This window comes from Streptomyces sp. NBC_00984 (assembly GCF_045162475.1).
Lineage (GTDB): Bacteria > Actinomycetota > Actinomycetes > Streptomycetales > Streptomycetaceae > Streptomyces.
The window spans coordinates 109623-124036 of the sequence record NZ_CP108736.1 but is presented as its reverse complement, the minus strand read 5'-3'; the positions used below and the strand labels follow the sequence as shown (position 1 = coordinate 124036).

Below are 14414 nucleotides of genomic sequence, written 5' to 3'. Positions count from 1 at the left end.
GTAGGTGCGGCGCATTGCTGCACCGCACCCCCCCTCAGAACCGTGCGTGCCCGTTATCCGAGCACACGGCTCAAGCAGGCCCCGGAGGGCTGCTGACAGGTTGCAGTGCTGTCCGACTGCCGGTGCTGGCACCGCGCCAGCGGTGGCAGTGGGTGTGGATCAGACGGAGGTAGGCGGCGCTGTCCGGTGTGCTGCGGCCCGGGTCGGCGGTGATCGCGTTCTTGCGGACCGCCTGTCGGGTCACCTTGAGCCACTGCTCCCATTCCGATGGGCTCTGCGGCTCGCGGTCGGCGTGCAGGAGGAACCCGTCGCAGAGCGGACAGCGGCCGTGCTGCTTCTGCAGCAGTCGCAGCCCGGTCGCACTCAGCGGGGGTTTCCGCTTGCTCCGTCGTGCAGCCCAGTACTCGCTCAGGGCCGGGTCGTCCACCGACGCCCGGCCCGGAACCATCTGGTGCCGGACAATCTTGGTCCAGGCGAACTTGGTGAGATAGGCCCCGGTCTCCCGGTCCCCGAACACCCACCGGTCCTGTCTGGACCGGTTGAACCGTCCGAAATATCGGGACGCCACCCAGTGCTTCGACTTCTTCGGGTGGCTGTGCTTAGCCCACTTGTAGGTGAGCTTCCACATGTGGAAGTCCAAGGAGGCGAACGCCTCGCTGGACACCACACCCCGGTAGTAGGCGGCCCAGCCCCGGATGATCGGGTTGAGTTTGGCAATCACCGCTGCGGCGTTGACCCCTCGCAGGTTCACCACCTCGGCGGAGAGCCGGTCCCGAATCCGTTGCAGGGCAGCCCTGCTCGGCTTGATCAGCAGCGTGCCGCGATAGCGGCGGACGTTGAACCCCAGGAAGTCGTAGCCGTCATCGAGGTGCGCTATGCGTGTCTTGTCCTCGTTGAAGACCAGGCCCCCGGGCGCCAGCCACGCGGCGAGCCGAGCCTTGACCTGTTCGGCCTCGTCACGGCTGTGACAGAGAGCCACAAGATCGTCGGCGTACCTGATCAAAATCGGCGAGCCCGCCTCGGTCTCCCCGGCATGAGCACCGGTCTGCCGATAGCGGACTCCAGCCGCCCCCTCCAACCCGTGAAGGGCCACGTTCATCAAGAGGGGAGAAACGATCCCGCCTTGCGGGGTCCCCTCCACCGTCGAAGCGAATCTCCCTTGATCGACCACCCCGGCCCCCAGCCACTGCTCGATCAGACCCCGGGCGGGGAACTGTCCGAGCAGGGCCAGAAGCCGATCATGATTGATTCGGTCGAATGCCGCCGTCAGGTCGGCGTCCAGCACCCACTGCCGCTTGGGGTCCTTGCCCTTCGCGGCCTGGAAGATGGCCTGGATCGCATCGTGACAGCCACGGCCGGGCCGAAATCCATAGGATCGCGGCTCGAACCGTGCCTCCCACTCGGGCTCGAGTGCACTGAGAACCAGGGCCTGAAGACACCGGTCCAAGATCACGGGAATCCCGAGCGGCCTCTGACGCCCGTTCGCCTTCGGAATGAACACCCGCTTGACGGGGCGGGGCTTCCACGGAGCGGCCTTGTGCTGCAACCAGTCGGCCAACTCGGCCTTCCCCCGGGGCAGCAGTACGACCATCCCGTCGATGCCCGCCGTCTTGCGGCCAGCATTGACCTCCGTGACCCGCCGCATGCTCATGAGCGTGTTGGAGCGGGAACGGAGCATCAACTTCTGCAGATTGCGAACCCGTTTGAGGTCCCCTGCCTGCGATGCCGTGAAGATCCTCTGCCTCAGCCGCCGTACTTCCCCCTCCGTCGCCTGCCAGTCGATCGACTGCCAGTCGGTGGGGTCGTCCTCCGGTCCGTTCACCGCAGCCCGGTGATCCACGGCGGAGTCCGCCGTGGCTATCGGTGTCGCCATGGTGTCCAACTTGTCCTTCGGTTCGGGCGTTGATACTCATCGGGTCCTCACAGGCCCACCTGATCCACGTCAGCACCCTTTCGGGTCCGGGCAGTGCCCGTATCCGGCCAGTTGTGCGGGACGGCCAGCGGAGGCGCTGGCCACCAGTCCCGGTTTCCTGTCGCCTTTCGGCTGCCGGCCTTGGCTTTTTGGATCATCCTTTGCCCGCTGGGGAGTTGGGCCTTCCTTACGGTCGGCTTACCGGAGAAGATCCCTCCGGACCCCATCGGGGTTACCACGTTCCACGCGAGCGAGATACGACCGGGGTGGGTGCCCCCTTTACTCCGGGACGGCGATGCTCTCCCGGCTGGCAAAGAATCCCCAACCGGCGCCTGCCGCTTCTCAACGGCCAGTCCTGCACCCCGCTGGAACATCCCACCTGCGGAGCCAAAGATCACGAAGCATCATCAGGGGTTCAGTCGCCTTCACCCGTCCGGTCTTCCCCTTGCCTGTGGTCTGCGGATGGAACGCGGACCCTTGGGCTTCTCCCCCGAGCTCCGCACCGAGCCGTTACCGGCAACGCACGTCGGGGTGGGGACTGGCCTTGAGCACTGGCCAGGAATTACGCTACCGACGTCAGTCGTCGGGCCTCTGACCAGCGCATTCACTCATCTCGTGCAGCATCGTGTCGCACCTCCTTCTTCTTCGTGTCCACGCTGATCACCGGGTCCCCGGCGTCCAGGAACCGGCTCACCACGGTGTTGAGGTGGCGGAACTGGGCGTCGCGGTCAGGGTGGGTACTGCCCGCCAGGACTCTGGCGTTGCCGCGCAGGCTGAACCCGGCCTCCTTCAGCAGCGCGGCGATCGTGTCCCGTCCCGCCGCGTGTCCCCGGGCGGCCAGCTCGCCGGCCAGGTTGCGCAGCGATTTCGTGGTCCACGTCAGCGGTCCTATCGGATCGCCCTGCGTGCTGTCCTCGACCAGGGCCAGCAGCGCGGCGCGCAGCCCCGGGTCCTTCTTCGCCGCGGCCGGGCGGCCCCCGCCGGGGCGGCGTACCCGGCCGTCCGGCTCGGCGTCCTCCTCCAGGTCGGCCAGTCCCCGGCTGACACAGCCCTTCGAGACCCCGGCCGCCGCGGCGACCGCGGCGATCCCGCCGTGTCCGAGCTGCCGAGCCTCCGCGCCGTACAGCAACCGGCACTGTCGCTCGTTCAGATGCGGAACCACCGCTTCGAACTTCGCCCGCAACGGACCGATCAACTCATCAAAACGTCCCATACCACATCAACGAGCCCAAGTCCCGGAAGCAACCCGTAGATTCCCGACGAGCCCGCGGAGCACGCCGGCGTGAATGAGGAAGCCATCAAGGTCCTCGTCCGCGAATACGGCATGAAGCGCGACGGCAAAGCCACCCGCTGGCGCCAGATCGATCTCGACTGGCTCCGCGACCAACGCGCCGCTGGACGCACCTGCCGCGAACTCGCAGCGGAGACCGGCTTCTCACTCGGAATGATCAGCTACCTGGGTCGGCGGCACGACCTGCCCGGTTGCCGGCGAAGGGCCGGTGGGGAGACCGCGCTCACCCAGCGGTAAGCCGGGGAGGCACGACCACTTGGTACGTGAAGTCGTTCCACTCCCTCCAGCATGCGCGGCTCGTCGGGGCAGAGGTGGCCGGCACCGCCGTGCACGGGCCGGTGACGGCGGTAGATGTCCATCGGCGGGCGGCCTCGCTCCTTGTACGCGGCGAGCGGGTCGGCGGCGTCGACGCGCCGCTCCACTTGAGTGGCAGCGCCACCTATGCGGGGTCAGGGGCATGGCTCGGGTCGAGATACAGGGTGTCTGCGAAGGTATGAAGCGGCTCATGCAGCCGCGACGCATTCACATACGGGTAGTGGCTACCGGGGTACACCGAGAAGCTGCCGTCCTCCTGCTTCTTGATGTCATGCTTGGTCAACCAAGCCTGCGTAGGTTCGCTGCCCGCACGGAACCAGACCCGGACATCACTGCTAAAGGCCACTCCACGCTCCGCGAACGGTCCGCCCAGGGCGATTTGCTCGACCGCAGTCCAACGGATGACGAATGTCTGCTCCCTCTTCGGGTGGCAGCGGCAGACCACCGAGAACCCATCGTTATCGACGGTCACCATGTCGGATTTCGCGTGGAGTCCCTGCAGCACTCCTGTCAGCAATCCGATGACTGCCGCGATGCTGAACGCAATCACCCCAGCCAGAAGGCGGTTGCCTGTCGGGTCATCGAGCTTGAGAACGAACGAGCCGATCTCGATGATCGGCCCGCTGCCGGTGGTGAATCCGGCGAGGACGCCGAAAAGCAGCCCCATGCCCATACCCTGCCAGGTACGGCGCCCCGCAAGCTGGGTCACGACCTGCCCTCTCGTGAACGAGACCGTCACCGGTTGTTGTGTTCCGTTCAGAGGGAGCGTGCGCGCGGGGGGCGGTTGCACGGCCGTGGTCTGTCGGTCCGGTGCCTTGCGGTGCTGAGGGTGCTGTGGGTGACTCAGAGCGTCAGGGATACGGGTCGCGGCGACGTCGTGCGCGGCCCGCATGGCGGTAGCGAGCCGGACGAGGAGCGCAGCGCGGGACTCCATCGGTGCGGGGATACGGGTGTGGTCGAGTCGTCGTAGCGCCCGAGCGAGGCTGGCCGCGTTCGGGTACCGCTTGTCGGGGTCTTTGTGCAGCAAGGTGAGCACGAGGTCGTCCCAGGCAGGTGGGATGCCCGTGGAGACCGAGCTGGGGCTGGGCGGGGCCTGGGTGAGGTGCGCCGACAGGTAGCCCACGGTGTCAGGTGCCTGGAACGGCAGTTGGCCTGTGATCAACTCAAAGAGGAGGCAGCCGAGCGCGTACAGGTCACTGCGCGGTTCCGGGAAGCCACGTGCTTGTTCGGGGGCCATGTATGGGGGTGTGCCCACGATGAAGCCGGTCTGGGTCAAGCGGTCCGTGGTTGCGTAGGGGTCAGCTGCCCGCGCGATGCCGAAGTCGAGGACCTTCACGGCACCGGAAGGGGTGATGAGGATGTTGGACGGCTTGATGTCCCGGTGCATGATTCCGGCGTGGTGCGCGTCGGCCAGCGCGTCGCATATCTGCGCGCCCCAGTAAGCCGCGTCCGGCAAAGTGACGGCGCCTCGGCGTGGCAATGCGTCCAGTCCCTCGCCGCGGACCAGCTCCATCACCAGGAACGGGGCCGTGTTGTTCCCGGTGCCGGTCTCGCCGAGGTCGTGGACGGTCACGATGCTGGGGTGCTGCAGGCGGGCGGTGATACGTGCCTCGCGCAGGAACCTGGCGCGTGCCTCGGTGCCATGGCTTCCGCCGCCGGCGAGTAGCGAGATCACCTTGACTGCGACGCGTCGGCCCAGCGACTCGTCCTCTGCCTCCCAGACTTGCCCCATGCCACCCTCACCGAGCTGCCGCACCAACCGGTATCGGCCTCCCAAGAGCTGGTCTCGCACTGCCCGCCTCCCCCGTTTCGTCGATTCCGCCTCCCATCGGGCGAACCGGCGCCTCACGATCATGCCGCGACCGCGACCGCGGCACACCCGGCACGCAGAAATCTGTCAAACGGCAGAGGCGTTCGCCAAGACCGCCACCCGAGTGGCTCCTCCTCCAACAAAGCGCGGTCCTGGATGCCCAGATGACGACCGTGGGCGAGGTGGTGCACCTGGTCGACGTGGTCACCGGCTCCGCCGCCACCCTCACCCCGGCCGACGGCGCATGGGAGGTACACGAGGGCGGGCCGGTGCGGATGTGGAGGCGCCTCGGGGATGTCCTGGATGCCTACGAGGCGGCCGGCGCCCCGGGCGCCCAGAGACGTTCACCCTGCACGTGTACGACGGCGGGCAGCACCTGCGGCATCCGCAGATGACCGGCCTGCCGCTGCCCAGGCCCTGACATGGGCCGTACGTGCCAGGCGCCCGGGCGGGGAGAGCGACGGCCCCCGCCCGGGCGCCTGGCACGTTCACCGCACCCACTCGTACTCGTCGTCATCCCATCCGGCGTTCCGCTCATTGCCATCGAGCAGGTCGTTCACCTCGTCCTCGGTGAGCTCACGCGTCTCGTCCATGACCCTCATGATGCCGACCCCGGCCCGCCCGCTTCAGGCGGCCGTGCCGAAACATGCCGCAGCCAGGCCCTGCTCGCGCAGCGGCTTTCGGGCTTACGTCGGTGCCCTATTACGGAAGGGAGCAACCGCGGAGCATGGCCATTTATCATAGACCGCATGGCCCCGTTTCAAGGGAGATTGATGGTCTGGCCTATCTCGGCTATTCTAGACCCGTCGACCCCGTTAAGGTATGGTCTTAGGGAGGTGCGGTGATCCAGATCACGCTCGGCAGACGCCGGTCGATTGACCCGCGTGAAGACGCCTTCGGGCGATCACAGATCGGATGGACCGAAGGGCTCTCTGGCCAGCAGCTCCGCGACGTCGCCCGGGGGACTTGGGTGATGCCCGGCGAGCGCGTCGAACGAGAGCGGTTCGCCGTCATCAGCGGAGGCGGCATCATCAGGCAGGCCATGGAGATCGACCGAGTCATCGACACTCCCGACGGTCGGCGGGCCTTCGAAGGACGCATTCTCGGTCCCGGACACCTGGTCCACGACCACTACGTCGGCCAGCCGGCCCCCAAGGGGAACCAGCAGAACCCCATCACCTTCTTCAAGTCCCCACTGGACAACCGGAAGTGCAACTGTGGTTGCGGCAAGCCGATCGAACGCGGCGACTTCCTCCCTGGACACGACCAGCGAGCCATTCACGAGCGCATCGCCCGCGTCGGCACCGTGATGGACTTCATCGCCTGGTTCGACCAGACCTGGAAGGCCGACGAGGACCAGCAGGGCGATGCGGCATGAAGAAATGCCACCGAACTGAGACGGAACCCGCGGGACACCCGATGAGACAGCAGCACGAGCAGCAGATCACCGCGGTCCTGAATGACAACGATGGCGCGAACCTACATCTCGCTGTAGGTACTCAGAATCTGCGTCATGTTCTCGCGAGCGATGACCTCTGAATAGCACTTATGACGCGGTGCTGATATTTCCCGGCCCGGAACGATCACCCTTTCGAGTGATCGAAAATGCGCGTGAAAGTTCGCACCCCAGTGCCCGTGCAACTGTCCTGCGGTCAAGGTCAGTTACACGGGCACTGGGGTGGACGGTGGATGTAGAGGTGTGTGTTCGGCTTGCCGAGGATGAGGCGTCCGAGGGCCTTGCCTGGGAGTCGGTGCCGTTGGAGATGCTGTACGCGGCTGAGCCGTGGCGGACGTTCCGCTGGTACATGGGGCAGAGGCACTATTCGGGTTCGTACTGGTCGAGTACGCAGTCGGATCACGTGATCTACGAGTCGCGGCTGGAGCTGGCACGGCTGCTCTACGCCGACTTCGACCGGAACGTGACAGCGATCGTGGCCCAGCCCTTCTTGCTGCGGACCGAGGTGGGCGGCGTGCTGCGCCGGCACATCCCGGACTACCTGCTGGCCACCGCGGCAGGTCCGTTGGTCGTGGTCGTCAAGCCGCGGCACCGGGCGGCCAAGCCGGAGCACGCGTTCGCCTTCGCCTGGACCCGCGAGGCGGTCGAGTCTCGCGGCTGGCGCTACGAGGTGTGGAGCGAACCGCCGGACGCCGAGCTGGCCAACGTCAGGTTCCTCGCGGGCTACCGCCGCGACTGGCTGTTCGAGCCGGACCTGACCGAGGAGATATACGACCAGGTGGTGGAGGAGGAGTCGCCGCCTGAGCAGCTGTTTGACCCGGTCATCCTCGACGAAGTACGCGACCGGGTCAGGGACACGCTGGGAGAGGCGTTCGCCTGCCTGCCCGGTCGTCCGGCTCCGCTGGTGCGGGCCGGGGTCCTGCACCTGCTCTGGAAGCAGCAGTGGCTGACCGACCTGAGCGTTCCCCTGAGAGCCCGCAGCGTGCTGAGGACGGCGTCGTGAGCCGGGCTGCGGTGCGCGTCGGAGTGGGGAGCCGCTTCTCCTACGACGGCGAGGTCGTCGAGGTGGTGGCGGTCCGCGCCGCCGAGCCCGGATCGTGTTTCTCCGACTCCGCCACCAAGCAGCTGGACGCTATCACCAGCGAAGCCGAACTGCACGCCTCCGACCGCGCCTGGTCGTCATCTCCGTCGACCCCGACGCCGACGAACTCCGGCCCCGGTGACAGCAGCGGGCCGCAGCTGCGTAGTTACGTCGACGATGTCGAACGCGGTCCGGCCCGTGTACTGGGTGACGGCCTTGAAGACCGTGGTCATCTGCGGTCCTGATCTGGCCCTTGTCGTGTGAGACACAGGGCTCATCAGTCCGTGTGCCTGTGGGATATCTGCCGGTCGTGAGATACGTGTTGACGGCCAGTCATGGGCATCATGAAGTTCCGTGCTGCATACGCCGAATCCCCTGTCGATGGGCGACGGCTGTGGATCGTCGTCGCCTTCACCAAGGTCTGACCCCCGACGTCCTGGATCAGGCCGACCGCGTACTGCTCACCCGATGTGCTGGTTCAGTCCAGATCGTTCCACGCCCACGACGGGGCGGCACTCCCATCAGGTTCACGTCCGAATCGGAAGTGTTCCTGGTTCCCCCCGAACTCAATGAATAGATCGAAGTGTCCTGCGGCAAGAAGCCGCTCTGCCAGTGCGGCGGCCTGTTTGTTCGCCCCGGCCTTCCGCAGCGCCTTCAGCAGCCGCGCGACAGCGTCCGGGTTGTCGAGGGAGGTGTGTGCGGCAGCTCGTTCTATCAGTGCGGCGGCCTGTTCGTCCGCGCCGGCCTTCCGCAGCGCCTTCAGCAGCCGCGCGACAGCGTCCGGGTTGTCGAGGGAGGTGTGTGCGGCAGCTCGTTCTGCCAGTGCGGTGACCTGTTCGTCCGCCCCGGCCTTCCGCAGCACCCCCAGCAGATCCGCGACGATGTACGGGTTGTCGAGGTCGATATGCACGACAGCCCGCTCTATCAGTGCGGTGACCTGTTCGTCCGCCCCGGCCTTCCGCAGCTCAACCAGCAGATCTGCGACGGTGTCCGGGTTGTCGAGGGAGGCGTGCGCGGCGGGGTCGCGGGCCAGCAGTGCGGTGACCTGTTCGTCCGCGCCGGCCTTCCGCAGCACCCCCAGCAGATCCGCGACGATGTACGGGTCGTCGAGGGAGGTGTGTGCGGCAGCTCGCTCTGCCAGTGCGGCGGCCTGTTTGTTCGCGCCGGCCTTCCGCAGCACCCCCAGCAGATCCGCGACGATGTACGGGTCGTCGAGGGAGGTGTGTGCGGCAGCTCGCTCTATCAGTGCGGCGGCCTGTTTGTTCGCGCCGGCCTTCCGCAGCACCCCCAGCAGATCCGCGACGATGTACGGGTCGTCGAGGGAGGTGTGTGCGGCAGCTCGCTCTGCCAGTGCGGCGGCCTGTTCGTCCGCGCCGGCCTTCCGCAGCACCCCCAGCAGATCCGCGACGATGTACGGGGTGTCGAGGTCGATATGCGCGGCAGCTCGCTCTGCCAGTGTGGCGGCCTGTTTGTTCGCCCCGGCCTTCCGCAGCGCCTTCAGTAGATCCGCGACAGCGTACGGGTTGTCGAGGGAGGCGTGCGCGGCAGCTCGCTCTATCAGTGCGGTGATCTGTCTGTTCGCCCCGGCCTTCCGCAGCACCCCCAGCAGCCGCACGACGTCGTACGGGTCGTCGAGGGAGGCGTGCGCGGCAGCTCGCTCTGCCAGTGCGGTGACCTGTTCGTCCGCGCCGGCCTTCCGCAGCACCCCCAGCAGATCCGCGACGGTGTCCGGGTCGTCGAGGTCGATATGCACGACAGCCCGCTCTGCCAGTGCGGTGACCTGTTCGTCCGCCCCGGCCTTCCGCAGCACCCCCAGCAGATCCGCGACGGTGTCCGGGTTGTCGAGGGAGGCGTGCGCGGCGGGGTCGCGGGCCAGCAGTGCGGTGACCTGTTCGTCCGCCCCGGCCTTCCGCAGCACCCCCAGCAGCCGCGCGACGTCGCCCGGGTTGTGGCGGTCGATATGCACGACAGCCCGCTCTGCCAGTGCGGTGACCTGTTCGTCCGCCCCTGTCTCCCGCAGCATCTCCAGCAACCGCGCGACGTCGTACGGGTTGTCGAGGGAGGCGTGCGCGGCGGGGTTGCGGGCCAGCAGTGCGGTGACCTGTTCGTCCGCCCCGCCCCCCCGCAGCACCCCCAGCAGATCCGCGACGGTGTACGGGTTGTCGAGGTCGATATGCACGACAGCCCGCTCTGCCAGTGTGGCGGCCTGTTTGTTCGCCCCGGCCTTCCGCAGCGCCTTCAGTAGATCCGCGACAGCGTACGGGTTGTCGAGGGAGGCGTGCGCGGCAGCTCGCTCTATCAGTGCGGTGATCTGTTTGTTCGCCCCGGCCTTCCGCAGCACCCCCAGCAGATCCGCGACAGCGTACGGGTTGTCGAGGGAGGCGTGCGCGGCGGGGTTGCGGGCCAGCAGTACGGCGGCCTGTTTGTTCGCCCCGGCCTTCCGCAGCACCCCCAGCAACCGCGCGACGTCGCCCGGGTCGTCGAGGTCGATATGCACGACAGCTCGCTTTGCCAGTGCGGTGACCTGTTCGTCCGCCCCGGCCTTCCGCAGCACCCCCAGCAGCCGCGCGATGTCGCCCGGGTCGTCGAGGTCGATATGCACGACAGCTCGCTTTGCCAGTGCGGTGACCTGTTTGTTCGCCCCGGCCTTCCTCAGCTCAACCAGCAGATCTGCGACGTCGTACGGGTTACCGAGGGAGGCGTGCGCGGCGGGGTCGCGGGCCAGCAGTGCGGTGACCTGTTCGTCCGCCCCGCCCCCCCGCAGCACCCCCAGCAGCCGCGCGGAGTCGTGCGGGTTGTCGAGAGAGGCGTGCGCGGCGGGGTTGCGGGCCAGCAGTACGGCGGCCTGTTTGTTCGCCCCGGCCTTCCCCAGCGCCTTCAGCAGCCGCGCGATGTCGCCCGGGTTGTCGAGGTCGATATGCACGACAGCTCGCTTTGCCAGTGCGGTGACCTGTTCGTCCGCCCCGGTCTCCCGCAGCATGTCCAGCAGCCCGGCGACGTCGTGCGGGTTGTCGAGGGAGGCGTGCGCGGCGGGGTCGCGGGCCAGCAGTGCGGTGACCTGTTCGTCCGCCCGGGCCTCCCGCAGCACCCCCAGCAGCCGCGCGATGTCGCTCGGGTTGTCGAGGGAGGCGTGCGGGACAGCCCATTGGGCGGGGCGGTGGTCGGTGGGGTGGAGGCTGTGAAGGTGTTGGACGAGGATTCTTGCCGTGTTCGTGTTGCCGTGGGTGGTGGCCTTTTTGTGGAGTTGGGCGGAGTCGCGGTACAGACCGCTGTTCCAGGCAGCCTGGCCGAGTTCGGCCAGGTCGGTGGGGTGCGCATGGTGAGCGGCCGCCTGCCAGAAATCGACCGGCGGAATGATTCCGGCGCGCTCGTGGCGGCCGTGTTGGTCGAGGTAGTCGGTGAGCATGTAGTGCGGCCCCTGCGGGGAATGGCCGGGCCGGCGGGTGCGCTGGTTGCGGGCGCCGCTGGGGTTGATGAGGGTGAGGATGCCGGGGATGCCGTTGCAGCGGGCGGCGGCGTAGTCGAGGGCCTGGACCAGCCAGTCGGCGCCGAGAGTGTGGTACTCGGTGTCGGTGAGGTAACCGGGGGCGGCGTCGGCGAGCCAGCCACGAGGGATATGAAGGCCGGCGCCCAGGCGGCGGGCGTCCATGGCGGCGTGGATGAGAGCCAGAGTGGCTCCCCTCGCCGCGTGGTAGCGCTCCATCAGATAGGGCACTCCGGCCAGGTACTGGGTGACCTGTGCATCGTCTGCGCGCTCGGCGGCTGCCTTCAGCCGGGGATCGGCACTGTTGGCGTCGAGTGCGGCCATATCCGCCGGGGTGAAAGCGGTCGGCACGTCAATCTTGTGCCCGCCCAGCAGACCCCGGGCAACGGCGTGCCGGTCAGGGTCGGTGCGGCGCGTCAGGGTGTCCCAGTGGTCGGGCCACAAGGTGCCCAGGACAAGCACCGGGGCCCGTAACGGATCGTGCAGCAACTCCCACAGCCCCGCCGCGACCTGTTCACCCAGCGGATCCGGGCCCAGGTAGTGCTGAGCCTCGTTGAGCCACACCACCGTATACGGGGCAACGTCCGGCAGCGCGGCCAGAACCGCCTCCGGAGCCGTAGGACTGAGCGGATGCCACAGCCGCCAGCCGTCCGGCAGCCCCCTCACCGCCTCCCACAGAGCACGGGTCTTGCCCGTGGACGATTCCCCGACCAGAACCGCGATTCCGCTGCGCCCGTCCCTCGCCACCGTCCCAAGGCGGGCGTCGTGCTCCCGCCGGATGTAGGCGGGCAGAACACTGGGCGAATCGTGAGCGTCATCGGTGTCCAATGCCGGATGGATCCCCAGGCCGCCGTCCAGGAGGAGCCGTTCAGCGCCCCGAAAGTCGCTGACCGGGCGCCCCACGCCCTGCGCCCTCCGCGCTCGCCTCCACAGATCACACACCCGCCCGGTCAGTTCCGGCGCATCCCAGACGGCCCGGCGGGCAAGAACCGTGGCGATGGCGGCCACATCGGCCTGGCTGGGCGGCATGGACGCTTTGGTGAGGATGCGGTGGACCGTGTCCCGGCTCGGCGCCCCGGCCAGACGGTCGTCGGCGGCGACGGCCCCGGCGATGTCATCCAGGCTGGGGGCACCAGCCGCCAGGTACACCTCGTACAGCAACTCCTTAAGCTCTCTCAGCGCCGGCGGCCACCCCACGGGCTCCCGCGTCAGCTGATTCAGCGGCCGCGGCCGCTTCGGGTTCTCCTTCGGGCCGGGCCGGCCATCCACGTTGTCGCCACTCATCGCACCATCGTCCCCGGTCCCGTACCCCGCCCTAGCGTGAACAGCATTAATGGCCAGACCTGTTGACGGCGTATCGCAACGTGGAGTCGATCTCTTGCGGGGTCTGAATGTGGACAGCAAGCCGGCCGGCTGCCCCGTTCACCCACCGCACTTCCTGTGGAGGACCTCATGTCCCGCACGCGTTTGACCCGTCCCGAACGCCTGGCCCTGGCCGGAGCAGCCCTGCGCGGTGCCGTCTCCGGCACCCTTCGCTCCCTCACCGCCTGGCTCCTGGGGCACCTCACCTGATCCCCGCACCCAGACCACCAGGACAGCGGGCCGAGCACGGAGCCACCCTCAAGGCCCGTGCGTCCGGCTCGGGCGGGTTCGGGTCCTGGTGCATGGACTTCACGTGCTTCAACGTATGGCCGTGCGACCGGCTGGACACTGCCTGTACCGAGGCGTCCACCCACACCGTCCAGGCCGGTACCGGCGACCGCTTCGTTGTCTGCGACGGCCACGCCCTGACTGTCCGTGCCCAGATCACCGACGGCCAGGTCCTGCCCGGCCTGCCCGCCTGAGCACCCGGAGCGAGCGCGCCGTGGACGGCATCTACGACGAAGGCCTGGACCACGGCAGAACTCGCGCCACGAGGACCTGGCCGACGGCCTCCGAGGCGGCTCAGCGAGGTCTTCGGATCACATGAGTGGTGACGTACGAGACCCCGGGCCCTGCCGGCGGGCCCGGGGTCTCGCAAGGTGGAGGAGAAGTCAGAGGATGTCCCCGTAGCTCTCCCGGTCGGAGGGCGGCCTGGGCGCCTTGCATTCGCTGAACATAGGCCATAGGACCCCACTTCAAGGGAGATTGATGGTCTGGTGTCTCTCCGCTACCTTAGACACATCGACCCCGTTAAGGGATGGTCTCAAGGAGGCGCGATGATCCAGGTCACGCTGGGCAGACGCAGGTTGAACGACCCGTGCGAAGACGCCTTCGCGCGGTCACAGATCGGATGGACCGAAGGACTCTCCGACCAGCAGCTTCACGACATCGCCCGGGGAACCTGGGTGATGCCCGGCGAACGCGTCGAACGAGAGCGGTTCGCCGTCGTCAGTGGAGACGTCATCATCAGGCAGGCCATGGAGATCGACCGGGTCGTCGACACCCCCGACGGCCGGCGGGCCTTCGAAGGACGCATCCTCGGTCCCGGGCATCCGGTGTACGACCAGTACGTGGGCAAACCCGCGCCGAACGGCGCTCAGCAGAACCCCATCACCTACTTCAAGTCCCCACTGGACAACCGAAAGTGCAACTGCGGCTGCGGCAAACAGATCGAACGCGGCGACTTCCTCCCCGGACACGACCAGCGGGCCATCCACGAGCGCATCGCCCGCGTTGGCACCGTGATGGACTTCATCACCTGGTTCGACCAAACCTGGAAGGCCGACGAGGACCAGCAGGACGATGCGGCATGAAGAAATGCCACCGAACTGAGACGGAAACCGCGGGACATTCAATGAGACACCAGCACAAGCAGCAGGTCACTGCGGTCTGCAATGACACTGGCGGAGCGAACCTACACAACGTGTAGGTACTCAGAATCCGCGTCATGTTCTCGCTAGCAATGACTTCTGAATAGCACTTATGACGTGATGCTGAGATACCTAGCTCGGAATGATCATCCCTTCGAGTGATCGAAAGTGGGTGTGATCGCTCGTACTCCAGTGCTCGTGTAACTGTCCTGCGATCAAGGTCAGTTACACGGGCACTGGGGGCGGAGGGTGGATGTAGAGGTATGTGTTCGG

10 protein-coding genes and 1 pseudogene are annotated in these 14414 nt (G+C 67.4%); 7 read left to right on the top strand and 4 right to left on the bottom strand.

Annotated elements, in window-relative coordinates; translation table 11 throughout:
• Positions 1 to 70: 70 nt before the first annotated feature.
• Positions 71 to 1873 (bottom strand): group II intron reverse transcriptase/maturase, encoded by a 1803-nt coding sequence (gene ltrA / locus OG520_RS44700; RefSeq protein WP_331737288.1) that lies wholly within the window; start codon positions 1871 to 1873, stop codon positions 71 to 73.
• Between the two features lie 670 nt (positions 1874 to 2543).
• Positions 2544 to 3125 (bottom strand): annotated as a pseudogene (locus OG520_RS44695) (ISAzo13-like element transposase-related protein); the annotation flags it as partial.
• A 69-nt stretch (positions 3126 to 3194) separates the two neighbouring features.
• On the opposite strand from OG520_RS44695, the gene OG520_RS44690 reads away from it, so the two are divergent.
• Positions 3195 to 3440, top strand: coding sequence for a hypothetical protein (locus OG520_RS44690; protein WP_331737286.1), 246 nt, complete (start codon positions 3195 to 3197; stop codon positions 3438 to 3440).
• Positions 3441 to 3642: 202 nt separating this feature from the next.
• On the opposite strand, the gene OG520_RS44685 is transcribed toward OG520_RS44690, so the two are convergent.
• The gene (locus OG520_RS44685) at positions 3643 to 5274 is read right to left on the bottom strand and encodes a serine/threonine-protein kinase (protein WP_331737524.1); all 1632 of its coding nucleotides are present in this window, start codon (positions 5272 to 5274) and stop codon (positions 3643 to 3645) included.
• A gap of 218 nt (positions 5275 to 5492) precedes the next feature.
• On the opposite strand from OG520_RS44685, the gene OG520_RS44680 reads away from it, so the two are divergent.
• The 4 genes from OG520_RS44680 to OG520_RS44665 all read left to right on the top strand — a co-directional run bounded on the left by OG520_RS44680 (position 5493) and on the right by OG520_RS44665 (position 8110).
• Complete coding sequence (locus OG520_RS44680) at positions 5493 to 5723, top strand: hypothetical protein (RefSeq protein WP_331737284.1); 231 nt, start codon at positions 5493 to 5495, stop codon at positions 5721 to 5723.
• A gap of 578 nt (positions 5724 to 6301) precedes the next feature.
• A complete protein-coding gene (locus OG520_RS44675; protein WP_406016801.1) occupies positions 6302 to 6706 on the top strand; it encodes a hypothetical protein in 405 nt (134 codons plus the stop codon).
• A 319-nt stretch (positions 6707 to 7025) separates the two neighbouring features.
• Entirely contained in the window at positions 7026 to 7787 is a 762-nt protein-coding gene (locus OG520_RS44670) for a TnsA-like heteromeric transposase endonuclease subunit (protein WP_331737280.1), read from the top strand.
• Complete coding sequence (locus tag OG520_RS44665; RefSeq protein ID WP_331737278.1) at positions 7784 to 8110, top strand: hypothetical protein; 327 nt, start codon at positions 7784 to 7786, stop codon at positions 8108 to 8110. Before OG520_RS44670 ends, OG520_RS44665 begins: the two co-directional genes overlap by 4 nt.
• A gap of 233 nt (positions 8111 to 8343) precedes the next feature.
• Here OG520_RS44665 and OG520_RS44660 read toward each other — a convergent pair whose 3' ends face one another.
• Complete coding sequence (locus OG520_RS44660) at positions 8344 to 12633, bottom strand: hypothetical protein (RefSeq protein WP_331737276.1); 4290 nt, start codon at positions 12631 to 12633, stop codon at positions 8344 to 8346.
• Between the two features lie 380 nt (positions 12634 to 13013).
• Between OG520_RS44660 and OG520_RS44655 the strand changes: the two genes are divergently transcribed.
• Together OG520_RS44655 and OG520_RS44650 are read left to right on the top strand one after the other, a co-directional pair.
• The gene (locus tag OG520_RS44655; protein WP_331737274.1) at positions 13014 to 13193 is read left to right on the top strand and encodes a hypothetical protein; all 180 of its coding nucleotides are present in this window, start codon (positions 13014 to 13016) and stop codon (positions 13191 to 13193) included.
• 354 nt (positions 13194 to 13547) lie between these two features.
• Positions 13548 to 14084 carry a hypothetical protein gene (locus OG520_RS44650; RefSeq protein ID WP_331737271.1) on the top strand — a complete coding sequence of 179 codons (537 nt, stop codon included), beginning with the start codon at positions 13548 to 13550 and terminating at the stop codon, positions 14082 to 14084.
• Positions 14085 to 14414: the final 330 nt, after the last annotated feature.

What these genes read in the sequence shown, in the direction of transcription:
- ltrA (WP_331737288.1), bottom strand. Translation starts at nt 1,873, where the DNA reads ATGGCGACACCGATAGCCACGGCGGACTCCGCCGTGGATCACCGGGCT.
- OG520_RS44680 (WP_331737284.1), top strand. Translation starts at nt 5,493, where the DNA reads ATGACGACCGTGGGCGAGGTGGTGCACCTGGTCGACGTGGTCACCGGC.
- OG520_RS44675 (WP_406016801.1), top strand. Translation starts at nt 6,302, where the DNA reads ATGCCCGGCGAGCGCGTCGAACGAGAGCGGTTCGCCGTCATCAGCGGA.
- OG520_RS44660 (WP_331737276.1), bottom strand. Translation starts at nt 12,633, where the DNA reads ATGAGTGGCGACAACGTGGATGGCCGGCCCGGCCCGAAGGAGAACCCG.
- OG520_RS44655 (WP_331737274.1), top strand. Translation starts at nt 13,014, where the DNA reads ATGGACTTCACGTGCTTCAACGTATGGCCGTGCGACCGGCTGGACACT.
- OG520_RS44650 (WP_331737271.1), top strand. Translation starts at nt 13,548, where the DNA reads ATGATCCAGGTCACGCTGGGCAGACGCAGGTTGAACGACCCGTGCGAA.